The organism is Streptomyces sp. T39, from assembly GCF_008042045.1.
Classification (GTDB): Bacteria; Actinomycetota; Actinomycetes; order Streptomycetales; family Streptomycetaceae; genus Streptomyces.
The window spans coordinates 1-10,122 of sequence record NZ_RDBP01000206.1; the positions used below are offsets into that span (position 1 = coordinate 1).

Consider the following 10,122-nt stretch of genomic DNA (forward strand, 5'->3'; position numbering starts at 1 on the left):
CCGCCCGGACGGGCGCGTGCACTTCGTCAAGACTGGCACGGTCATCGAGTCGTACGGCTACGGCTTCGTGTTCAGCGAGGAGAACGGGCACTCGCGCCGGGTGCACGTCGCCTCCAGCGAGAGCCTGGCCAAGGGCATGCCCGGCTGGAAGCAGACCATCGAGCTTGCCTGACCATCCGTCGCAGCATCGAGCGCCCGTCTCGCACGGGCGCTCCCTTGCTCTTACGGATGAGAGCACGCTCCGACTGATCCTCGGAGCGCTGATCTTCAGGAGAGGGAGATCATGAGCGAGGGTGTGAGCTTGAAGAAGTGGTATGCGATCATCCGCCAGCCCGACGGCCTTTGGGCCGTTCAGCAGGCTCCAGGCGTCGTTGTGTACGTTCACCCGTTTCCTGTCTTCGGGGGGCAGGCGTGCCGCCGCTGGAGACTTCGCAAGGCGAACGGATTCAACCTGAGCTGATCCGCCGGAGACTTCAGCGCATCCCGCTCCCCCGGGGTGCGCTGGCTGGCTCTTACGGATGAGAGCACCCGCGGCTGATCCCCGCGGGCACATGGCTGCACTGGAGAGGACAAGCCATGAGCAAGACCATTCCCGCCCCGGGTGAGTACACCATCGAGGTCACACCCGGGGCCGCCCCGGACGGCGAAGGGCGCGTGCAGTTCATCGCCCGCTGGGCGGACGAGCACGCGCTCAACGGCTTCCGCGGCCAGGTCTTCCACACCAACATCGCCAGCTTCACGGCTCGCGCCGAGCGCGAGCGCATGAGCGTGCGCGTTCTGGAGGGCTGAACCATGGCTCTTCTGCTCCTGCTGCTGCTCTGGCTGAGCAGCGCGGCGCCGCAGTGCGCCGAGGAAGACGGCTCCACGCAGAGCGTGTGCGTGTGGAGCGACGGCACGGGAGCGCCCGTGCTGAACGCTGACCGCGGGCGCTACTGGCTCGTGCTGGGTGGTGAGTGATGGCCGCCATCACTCCGCGGATGACACTCAATGGGGCGATTGGCTCGCAGAACTGGGAGCGCGTGATTTTCGGTCGTCGCTACTGGTTCACCGCGACTCCGTGGGCGGTGAAGGCGTGGAGGCTCAGCCGCGACGGTGGCGAGCTGGTGCATTCCTGGGAGCCTGCGCCCGAGACGGTGGGGCGGTATGACTGCTTCGACAGCGCTACCCGTCCTGAACTCGGAGAGGTGGCATGGTCCCCTCACTGGTCACCTCGCAGCACGGAGCGGCAGTACTGGACAGCCTGCCGCGTCTGCCGCGAAGTCGTGGAGGTCACGTTTGATCAGCTCGTCGCGGACCACAAACCCAGATACGACGCGGGGGCATGTCCCGGTGCTGGTACAGCAGCGACCCTGAAGGCTGCGGTGGTTCGCGACGCGCAGCTCAACCCAGCCGAGAAGCGTGTGGCTTCGCGCGGGTATGCCTGGCTCATCTCCTGCAAGGGCTACCAGATGGTTTCGGACGGCAGCCGCGAAGACTGCTATCACCCCCACTGTCGCGAGCGGCTGGAAGCCGGCTACTCGTGGACGCTTTCCGGGTGGAAACGCAACACCGACTGACTGTCGGCCCATGTCGCCCCGCCTCCCCAATCCCCCGGGGGAGGCGGGGTCTCACGGGCTTGCATGCAGCAAGCGTCCCGCACGCGACTGATCATCGCGTGCGCACTGCCCATGGAGAGGGGCAGATCATGAAGGAACTCAACGCGCTCCCCGAGCGCGTCATCTACACCGCGATGCACGGCATGAAGCCGCGCACGGGTGAGGTGGACAACGTCCAGGCGTGCGCGACGATCGTTGGCGCGCTGATGCTGGACTACACCGTTACGGCCCGCACCTTCCAGCGCGAGGACTTCCGCCGGCCGCACACGGTCATCATCGTGGCCACGCCCGCCGGGCACGTCACGGGCGTGTACGAGTGGAGCGCCTGATGACCGAGACAACCGCACCCGCGGTGCCCACGCTCAGCGAGCGCATGCAGAGCTGGGCGGAGCACGGCATCACCGTGCCGCACATCATCGAGCGCGAGTGGCGGGGCATCAAGCCCGTCAGTCCCGACAACTTCCAGGCGGACATGCTCTATGTCGCGCAGCTGCGCGCCAGGGCCTACGAGTGGCGCGGCGCATGCCGCGACGGCAGTCCGCTGATCGTCGTGTGGTGGGCCGGCGCACGCGCCGGGCAGCTTTTCAGCGCGTACGAGATCACGCAGGAGGCCGGCGCATGAGCGAGATCCCACGCGAAGCGCTCGGCAAGGGGCACGACTTCGAGGACGACGCACCGCACGCGCTGTCCAGCGTGGAGCGCTGGACGTGCAAGCGCTGTGGAGCCGCGGTTCTTCGGAGCCGCGGCTACGTCTACGGCTCAGCGACGGAAGACCACTGCATCGTCAAAGTGACTGCCCGGTAGAGGGACCGGGCGAAGGAGGGCCCTGCTCGCCCCTGCGGGGCCCTCCTGCACGTCCCCGTGCACTCAGATGCCCGCATGCTCCGGCGACCTCTCCAGCCGTCGAGCATGCGGGTTTCCGATGGCACGGAGGCCATCCCTTGAGATCCTTGGAGAGGAAGTCTCATGGTCAACACCACGCTGCTGCGCCAGACCCTGGCGCACATCGAGGACAACCCCGAGCAGTGGGACCAGCGCCGCTTTCACCGCGACTTCGCCGGCTGGTCGCTGCGCCTGGCCAAGCCCGCCATACGCGAGCAGCGCGACGGCGCGGGCATCGAGGTGCTGATGGAGGGCGACAAGCCCCTGTGGATCTGCGAAATCCCGGCCCGCGCCGAGACCCTGCTGGGTCTCACCCGGGACCAGAGCGTCGCGCTCTTCTGCGCGGGTAACACGCTGGACGACCTGCGCAGGCTCGTGGGGCAGTTCACGGCGTGACACGCTCCCGCGTCCGCCCGGTGCGCATCCCGGGCCGGCGCGGAGGCATGACAAAGCCCCCTGCTCGCGCAGGGGGCTTCTGGCTGGCCGGCTCAGCCCTGCCAGCCGCAGTCCATGCACTTGCGCTGCCCGTTGGGCAGTGAGATCACGCTCTTGTGCCCGTTCGGGCACGTGCTGGCGAGCGTGGCGAGAGCGTTGATGAGTCGCTTGATCACGGATAGCTCCTGTATTCGTCGGGATGCCCGCCGTGTTCGTCCACCCACCACGCAACGCCGCAGTCAAGACAGCGGTAGCGCCAGCGCAGTTCGTCTCGGCGCGCATCGTGCGCCTTGGACATGATCACTGCCTGGGACAGGCACTTGAGGCACCTCACCGGCTCATTGACCGGTGCGCTGACCCTGAAGTCGTCGCTCATGGTGTGGATTCTCCCCCAGCGGATTGGGACCCGCCCCGGGCGGGGTGCTGCCATCGCGGGGATGCCCCGCCCGGGACGGGCGATCAGTTGGCCGGTGATGCCGGCCGGACCACGGCGTACGACTCGATCACCATGCGGAACACGGTGTGCCCGGAGCCCTTCGCGTGCGTCTCCTTGGCGTGCTCGATGGTCCAGCTCTTGGCGTGCTCGCTGGTGGAGTACCCGACAGAGGCTTCGTGGCACTTAGCACACACGGTCGAGTAGACGGGCGGATGCCCGTCCTGCGTGGTCAGAGCAGTGAAGCGGAATCGCACGAAGCGCAGCAGGCTCCTCCCTACTCGGGAGGGGGAAGCTCCCGCCCGTGCGCCTGGCGTACGTGGCGGCGGTACAAGACTCGACGGTCCACCTCCGCCGAGCGGTCCCGCATCACCGCTGCCTCGCTGATTTCGCACGTCAACTTCACGCACAGTGCACACCCCTTCACGGCTGGTTCCCACATAAGCAGAGCGTGACCTGCGCGAACGGGTGCTTCCACACCCGAAGAGCAGACATGGGAGACAGTCAGGCGCTAGGTTCGAAGTGCTCCAGATGTCGCAGGGGGAAGCCTTGAATACTGCGCTACGACGCGCTATGGACGACAAGCAGGTACGTCCGAGACAGCTCGCCACCCACCTCGGGGTGTCGCTCAAGACTGTGGAACGCTGGTTGGGGAACCCGGACCACGTTCCACACGCCCGGACCAGGGCGGACGCGAGTGACTACCTGGGGGTAGCGGAAGAGATGCTGTGGCCGAAGGCGGTGAGGACCGCGGTCAAGACCGGGCCGGACAGGGAGATCGTTGCGGTTTACCCATACCGGTCCGCATGCCCGAGCAACGTCTGGGCGCAGCTGGTGGACGACGCGAAGAAGGAACTGTTCTTCGCCGGCTACACCAACTACTTCCTCTTCCTCGATCAGCCCGCCTTCCACCTCACGCTCCAGCGCAAGCTCGCCGAAGGCGTCCGCGTCCGCTTCCTGCTGGGCGACCCCGAAGGGGTCGTCACGCGACAGCGCGAGGACATCGAGCAGTCTGCTCTGAGCGTGTCCACGCGCATCAGGATCACGCTGGAGAACCTGCGTAAGGTCGAGCGCAGCGAGGGCCTGGAGGTGCGCTACAGCGCACCTCAGGACGCGATGAACCATGTGGGGCTGAGCGTGTTCCGCTTCGACCAGGACGCGCTCGTGACCCCGCACCTCGCCCGCTTGGTCGGGCACGACTCCCCGATGATGCACCTGCGCCATCGGGAGCAGCACGGCATGTTCGACCGCTTTGCGGATCATGCCGAAGAGCTGTGGAGCAACGGCCTGGCGGCCGGCTGACTCCGCAGGGGGCTCGCACTGGCGCCGCGGGGTGATTCCCCGGGGGCGGTGCCCTGCTCGCGGTTCAATTCCGCGGGAGCCCACGGAAGCGTGGCAGACGCTACGAGGAACGCTGGGCAGCCTTCGGGCTGCACGTCCCGAAGGACCCAGCTAACGCCTTACGCGGGCCGGATGGCCCTCTAGCTTCCGGTGAGTTTCGCTCCAACTAGACAAGATCTGCCAGGAGGAGCTGTAAGGGTCCGGCCGGCCTGAACTGAAACCAAACGGCCACGGCAGCTCGTCCCCTCCCACAAGGGGGCGAGCTGTCTCAATCCAGCACAGTGAGCACAGTGCGCATCCGCCCCCAGGGACGACGCAGAATCAGCAGGTACGCCATTCAGGAGGCGTACCTGGCCGTGACTATTCGGTGAGCGGGATCAGACCTCTCTACGTAGTAGAGCGTGCACGCGTGGTCATCTTTTGGCCACTGGACTCCCGGGCGAGCGGTTAGTGCCACCCACCCGTCAGACTGTCAGTGCTGCCATCTACGTCTATCGAGGGGAACGACATGCCGCCGAGGAAGAAGGCCATGTTGACGGACCATGTGAGAGCCGCAGTTCTGGCCGACGTTGCACTCACGCACGAGGCGGCCATGGATGCCCTGGAGCGCGACAAGATCCGCATTTACCTCGCGACCGAGCAGGGGCTGGAAACGTACGAGATCGCCGAGAGGCTGGGCCTCTCTCGGACCTCTGTCAACAAGTACGCCAGGCAGGGCCGCGAGGCCCTGGCCTCGCGAGAGCGGAGCGCGGGTGAGCAAGCGGGAAGTGGGGGCGGTGGAGCAGATCCTGGCGGACCCAGAGAACTCCTCGCGCACGGCGTCTGAGGTCGCAGAGCTGGTCATCGAAGCTCTGGACGACATCAGATCGAGAACACATCGCCTGGCCGTGGTCGGCCAGATCGCATACGAGCCCCAGGGCCCCGTTCACACGGTGGTTCTGGGGCCTTTCAGTGCCCGGGGCATCCTGGACACCCAGGAGAAGTTCCAGAAGGCCACAGAGGGCGGCTGCGCCGCCCGCGGGGTGGGCGAGATGCTGGCCTGGGACACCAAGACCGGCAAAGGACGCGGGCGCTTCATGCTCGCGCCGGCATTCCTCAAGCCCCGCGACGCCTGGGACTTCTACCGCGGCGAGACCGCGGCCGAGCTTGCGATTGAGGCCGCGGCGGACCCCATCATCCGGGGCGTGGTCCCGGTGTGCCTGTGCGGCCTCAAGGTCAAGCCGCGCTGCCGCTGGTGCGGCGGCGAGTACGAGCACAGCTGCCCCCGGCACCAGCCGGACGCTGTGCTGCACCGATGCAAGCGCTGAGGAGGCTGTGATGCAGGACGGGGCATCAATCAGCGGAGACGACGCAGCCGGCTGGCTGCGCGAGCACTTCAAGGACGACCCGCACCCGGAGGTGCGCATCACCTCCGGGTGGAGCGATGAGCCGGCGGAACAGGCTTCACACCGAAGGGTGTTGGAGATCCTGTTCGCCCCGCGGCCTGACAGTCCTGCCGCATAGGATGCGGCGCACATGACAGACCCCGGCAGCGAGGCAACGCCACCGGGGTCTGTGCCAGTCGCGAAGGGACTGACGTGGGAAAGACTCTCACGGCCGCCATCAAGGTAGCCAACAGCCGCACCGCACCACTTCGAGCCGTCGCCTACCTCCGAGTGAGCACCGAGGAGCAGGCCCAGGGGCATGGCATCGGCTACACGAAGAAGCGGGTGCTCCGCCACTTTGAGAAGAAGGGGTATGAGCACGTCGGCACCTTCGCCGACGAAGGGCTGAGCGGCAGCCTGGAGGTTGACGACAGGCCGGAGCTCAAGCGGCTGATGGAGCTGGCCCGGCAGGAGCCCAGGCCCTTCGACATGGTCGGCGTCAACGAAGGCCGCGCCATCGGCCGCACTGGCCGCGCCTTCTGGCGCTGGGTGTGGGAGCTGGAAGACCTTGGGGTCTACGTCACCGTTGTGGATGGCGACTACGACAACTCAACAGGCGAGGGCCGCGCACGCATGCGCGATGCCGCCAGCTATGCAGAGAAAGAGCGCGAGCTGATCCGCGACCGCACCCAGGGCGGTATCCAGGAGACCGCCGAGGAAGGCATGTACCCGGGCGGTCAGGTGCCCTTCGGGTGGACCGTCAAGGACGGACGCTACGTCGTCGCCAGGAAGGCAGCCGCCACCCTTCAGCGTGGACGCGAGGTCTACATGGCCACGCGCTCATGGACCAAGGTCGCTCTCACCTGGAACAGCGAGGGGCGGCTGACCGCCACGGGCAAGCGCTGGACCCGCAAGAATGCGAGGCGGGTCATGCTCAGCGAGGCGACGCTGAACAACCGCGTCATCTGGCGCGGCAGGAATGCCATGCGCGACGCGGACGGCATTCCGCTGTACGGAGAGCAGGTCACCATCAAGCTGCCGAAGATCCTCAAGAAGCGCGAGGCAGCAGAACTGCGTGACGCTGCGGCCAACGCCCCCGCCAAGCGCGCCGCCCAAGGGCGGGCTTACCTGCTCACCGATCGGATGACCAGCCCGTGCGGGTCCAAATACCGCGGCCACAACCACCGGCCCGGCGTCTACGACTACGTCTGCAAGGGCCGGGACGAGCAGTACGCGGGAGCCGGCGGGAAGTGCGCCTGCCCCCCGCTCGACGTGGACACGGTGGAACGAGCCGTCTGGGCCGACGCCTGCGCGCTGCTCGGCGACGCCGAGCGCATGAAGGCCATGGCCAAGCAGTGGCTGGAGGCCACCAGCAGTGACCACGTGGACCACATTGGGCGCATCGCTCAGCTGGACCAGCAGATCGCGGAGCAGTCCGCGGTCATCGACGTGACGATCCCCGTAGCCGCCCGCCAGGCGGCCAAGCGAGGGCTCACCGGCAAGGACGCCGAGCTGGCCGTGGAGGCGGCCATCAAGCCCCTGACGGAGGAGCTGGCCAGCCTGGAGCGCCTGCGCTCCGAGGCGAGCGCCTGGCAGCGCGAGGCGGAGCAGGCGACGCAGAGGCTCAAGGACTTCGAGCGCCTGGCGGAGACGGCAAGGAGCAACCTTGCCGGCCTCACACCCGAGCTGCGGGCGGAGCTGTTCCACCACACGAACGCTCAGGCCGTGGTCACCAGCTGCGCGCCGAAGCGCAAGGGCGTCGCCTGTCGCATCACGGACTGGTTCACCAGCCGCGACCGGCCGGTGCCGGACCTCACGGACGAAGCATGGGCGAAGGTCGAGCACCTGCTGCGCCCGCGGCGCGGTGCCAGCCCGAAGCGGCCGGTGCTCGAAGCCCTACTGGAGAAGGCGCGCACGGGCGCCCGCTTCGCGGACCTCGCGGAGCGGTACGGCAATCCTGCATCGCTCCAGACGCAGGCGAACCGCTGGCTCGCCAGCGGGGCCTGGGACGCGGCTATGGAGCTGCTGGAGGGCATGCCGGGTCAGCCAGCCTGGCGCGTGCCTCCAGTGGAGATCAGCGTCACGTTCCGACCGCTCGCGGTCAGTGAATTCTGTGTCGGTGACGCGTCCTGCGACCCAACCGGCGGATGGCGGCGCATCTGCATTCCATGCTGCCCGGGGTGGCGATGAACACGGACGCCGAACCGGGCCCCGACCAGGGCTCGTTCCAGATCGGCTCCGAGCGCTACCGGATGGAGCCCGGCGCGGTCGAGTACGTGCTCCTGGCGCGGCTGACGAGCGGTCAGGACAACCGGCCGGTCTTCCTCTTCTGCGGCCAGCGCGCCATCACCAACCAGGCCGCGACCCGTTATCTGGCCCGCCACCACGAGAAGCTGGCGCGCAAGCACGGGACCGGCTCGTTCGTCCTGCTCCTGAAGGTCGTCAACTCGCAGGCGTACGGCCCCGATGTCGTCGAACTCGTCGCGGACGTGACCCGGCAGGCGCAGACGGCGCTGCCCGGCCCGCGTGCCTCGCACCGCGCCGCGTCCTCCTGACCGGGCGCGCGCGGGGCGCCGGAAGGCTTCCGTCCCCCTGTGCGCCAAGGAGAGCGGCGCCCCCCGCCGCCCGATTCGGCGGCGCGGGGCCCGCTCGGCCTCGGCAAGCCGGCCGGTGGTGCGCCGTGTGCCGGCCTGCATCGAGCACAACCCGTCCGGTGGGCAGCTGACCTTCTCCTCGCCGGCGGGCGGACCGTCGGTCCGACGGGTCCGCCGCACGGGGAGTGATCACCGACTGCCACCGGTCCCTGCTCCGGGCAGGAAAGGGCGATGCCCCATGAGCTGCTGCCCCCTGTGTCCCCTTGTCCGGGAAGCCGGGGGCGGCCGCACCATCACCACGGCGATGAACGGCACATGGTAGTCCGCTTCGCGCGCGGCGGGCGGGCGGACGGTAACGGACACCTCGTCAGCTGCACGGACGTCCCCCTCAGTGCTTGAGGATCTTGGAGAGGAAGTCCTTGGCCCGTTCGCTCTCCGGGTGGCTGAAGAAGTCGTCGGGAGCACGGTCCTCGACGATCCGGCCGTCGTCCATGAAGACCACGCGGTTGGCGGCCGAGCGCGCGAAGCCCATCTCATGGGTGACCACGATCATCGTCATGCCTTCGGCGGCGAGGCCCTGCATCACCTCGAGCACCTCGTTGATCATCTCGGGGTCGAGGGCTGACGTCGGCTCGTCGAAGAGCATGACCTTGGGGTCCATCGCGAGCGCCCGGGCGATGGCGACCCGCTGCTGCTGACCGCCCGAGAGCTGGGCGGGAAACTTGTCGGCCTGGTCGGCGAGGCCGACCCGGTCCAGCAGCTCACGGGCCCGGCCCTCGGCGTCCTCCTTCTTGCGGCCGCGGACCTTGACCGGGCCGAGGGAGACGTTCGAGAGCACCGTGCGGTGCGCGAAGAGATTGAACGACTGGAAGACCATGCCCACGTCGGCGCGCAGCCGGGCGAGTTCGCGGCCCTCGGGGGGCAGCGGCTCGCCGTCGATGACGACGGTGCCCGATTCGATGTCCTCCAGGCCGTTGACCGCCCTGCACAGGGTCGACTTGCCGGAGCCGGAGGGCCCGATGACCACCACCACCTCACCGCGGCCGACGGTGAGATCGATGTCCTTGAGGACATGCAGCTGTCCGAAGTGCTTGTTGACGTTACGCAGCTCGATCAACGGATCGACGGCCATACACTGCCCTGCCCCTGGTCGCTGTGTCGCGGTGATCGCAAACTATCCAGCCGGGAAAGGCACTTCGCACCCGACACGCATAAGTGACGCATAAGGCGTATGAGGCGAGAATATCCCCGCCCCGCGCCCGGCCCCGCGGCTCGCCCCGCGCCGGGCTCCATCCGGTAGCGCTCGGAGCCGATCTGGAACGAGCCCTGGTCGGGGCCCGGTTCGGCGTCCGTGTTCATCGCCACCCCGGGCAGCATGGAATGCAGATGCGCCGCCATCCGCCGGTTGGGTCGCAGGACGCGTCACCGACACAGAATTCACTGACCGCGAGCGGTCGGAACGTGACGCTGATCTCCAC

At 67.9% G+C, this 10,122-nt stretch carries 16 protein-coding genes and 1 pseudogene; 13 read left to right on the forward strand and 4 right to left on the reverse strand.

Annotation, left to right across the window (positions count from 1 at the left end; translation table 11 throughout):
* The first annotated feature begins 283 nt into the window (after positions 1-283).
* From EAO77_RS39265 to EAO77_RS36955, 8 genes are all read left to right on the forward strand, one after another.
* Positions 284-460 carry a hypothetical protein gene (locus EAO77_RS39265; RefSeq protein WP_187283596.1) on the forward strand — a complete coding sequence of 59 codons (177 nt, stop codon included), beginning with the start codon at positions 284-286 and terminating at the stop codon, positions 458-460.
* A 116-nt stretch (positions 461-576) separates the two neighbouring features.
* Entirely contained in the window at positions 577-789 is a 213-nt protein-coding gene (locus EAO77_RS36930; RefSeq protein ID WP_147992640.1) for a hypothetical protein, read from the forward strand.
* A gap of 3 nt (positions 790-792) precedes the next feature.
* Positions 793-957 carry a hypothetical protein gene (locus EAO77_RS39270; RefSeq protein ID WP_187283597.1) on the forward strand — a complete coding sequence of 55 codons (165 nt, stop codon included), beginning with the start codon at positions 793-795 and terminating at the stop codon, positions 955-957.
* The gene (locus EAO77_RS36935; RefSeq protein WP_147992641.1) at positions 957-1,556 is read left to right on the forward strand and encodes a hypothetical protein; all 600 of its coding nucleotides are present in this window, start codon (positions 957-959) and stop codon (positions 1,554-1,556) included. Before EAO77_RS39270 ends, EAO77_RS36935 begins: the two co-directional genes overlap by 1 nt.
* Before the next feature lie 128 nt (positions 1,557-1,684).
* Positions 1,685-1,924, forward strand: a complete 240-nt coding sequence (locus EAO77_RS36940; RefSeq protein ID WP_147992642.1) for a hypothetical protein — start codon at positions 1,685-1,687, stop codon at positions 1,922-1,924.
* Positions 1,924-2,217, forward strand: a complete 294-nt coding sequence (locus tag EAO77_RS36945) for a hypothetical protein (RefSeq protein ID WP_147992643.1) — start codon at positions 1,924-1,926, stop codon at positions 2,215-2,217. Before EAO77_RS36940 ends, EAO77_RS36945 begins: the two co-directional genes overlap by 1 nt.
* Positions 2,214-2,399, forward strand: a complete 186-nt coding sequence (locus EAO77_RS36950) for a hypothetical protein (RefSeq protein ID WP_147992644.1) — start codon at positions 2,214-2,216, stop codon at positions 2,397-2,399. The genes EAO77_RS36945 and EAO77_RS36950 overlap by 4 nt, the downstream gene beginning before the upstream one ends.
* A gap of 162 nt (positions 2,400-2,561) precedes the next feature.
* Entirely contained in the window at positions 2,562-2,873 is a 312-nt protein-coding gene (locus tag EAO77_RS36955) for a hypothetical protein (RefSeq protein ID WP_147992645.1), read from the forward strand.
* 92 nt (positions 2,874-2,965) lie between these two features.
* On the opposite strand, the gene EAO77_RS40865 is transcribed toward EAO77_RS36955, so the two are convergent.
* The 3 genes from EAO77_RS40865 to EAO77_RS36965 form a co-directional block, all read right to left on the reverse strand.
* A complete protein-coding gene (locus EAO77_RS40865; protein ID WP_261994327.1) occupies positions 2,966-3,088 on the reverse strand; it encodes a hypothetical protein in 123 nt (40 codons plus the stop codon).
* A complete protein-coding gene (locus tag EAO77_RS36960) occupies positions 3,085-3,288 on the reverse strand; it encodes a hypothetical protein (RefSeq protein ID WP_147992646.1) in 204 nt (67 codons plus the stop codon). The genes EAO77_RS40865 and EAO77_RS36960 overlap by 4 nt, the downstream gene beginning before the upstream one ends.
* A gap of 83 nt (positions 3,289-3,371) precedes the next feature.
* Positions 3,372-3,602: a hypothetical protein gene (locus tag EAO77_RS36965; RefSeq protein ID WP_147992647.1), complete on the reverse strand. Its 231-nt coding sequence runs from the start codon at positions 3,600-3,602 to the stop codon at positions 3,372-3,374.
* A 316-nt stretch (positions 3,603-3,918) separates the two neighbouring features.
* On the opposite strand from EAO77_RS36965, the gene EAO77_RS36970 reads away from it, so the two are divergent.
* The 5 genes and pseudogenes from EAO77_RS36970 to EAO77_RS36995 all read left to right on the forward strand — a co-directional run.
* Positions 3,919-4,647: an XRE family transcriptional regulator gene (locus tag EAO77_RS36970; RefSeq protein ID WP_147992648.1), complete on the forward strand. Its 729-nt coding sequence runs from the start codon at positions 3,919-3,921 to the stop codon at positions 4,645-4,647.
* Positions 4,648-5,278: 631 nt separating this feature from the next.
* Positions 5,279-5,512: a sigma factor-like helix-turn-helix DNA-binding protein gene (locus EAO77_RS41615; protein WP_410088765.1), complete on the forward strand. Its 234-nt coding sequence runs from the start codon at positions 5,279-5,281 to the stop codon at positions 5,510-5,512.
* Positions 5,439-5,993 carry a hypothetical protein gene (locus EAO77_RS36980; RefSeq protein WP_187283599.1) on the forward strand — a complete coding sequence of 185 codons (555 nt, stop codon included), beginning with the start codon at positions 5,439-5,441 and terminating at the stop codon, positions 5,991-5,993. The genes EAO77_RS41615 and EAO77_RS36980 overlap by 74 nt, the downstream gene beginning before the upstream one ends.
* 348 nt (positions 5,994-6,341) lie before the next feature.
* Positions 6,342-8,240, forward strand: a complete 1,899-nt coding sequence (locus EAO77_RS40870) for a recombinase family protein (protein WP_410088764.1) — start codon at positions 6,342-6,344, stop codon at positions 8,238-8,240.
* A pseudogene (locus EAO77_RS36995) lies at positions 8,189-8,605 on the forward strand (hypothetical protein); the annotation flags it as partial. The gene EAO77_RS40870 and the pseudogene EAO77_RS36995, both read left to right, overlap by 52 nt.
* A 427-nt stretch (positions 8,606-9,032) precedes the next feature.
* Here EAO77_RS36995 and EAO77_RS37000 read toward each other — a convergent pair.
* Entirely contained in the window at positions 9,033-9,776 is a 744-nt protein-coding gene (locus EAO77_RS37000; RefSeq protein ID WP_147992652.1) for an amino acid ABC transporter ATP-binding protein, read from the reverse strand.
* Positions 9,777-10,122: the final 346 nt, after the last annotated feature.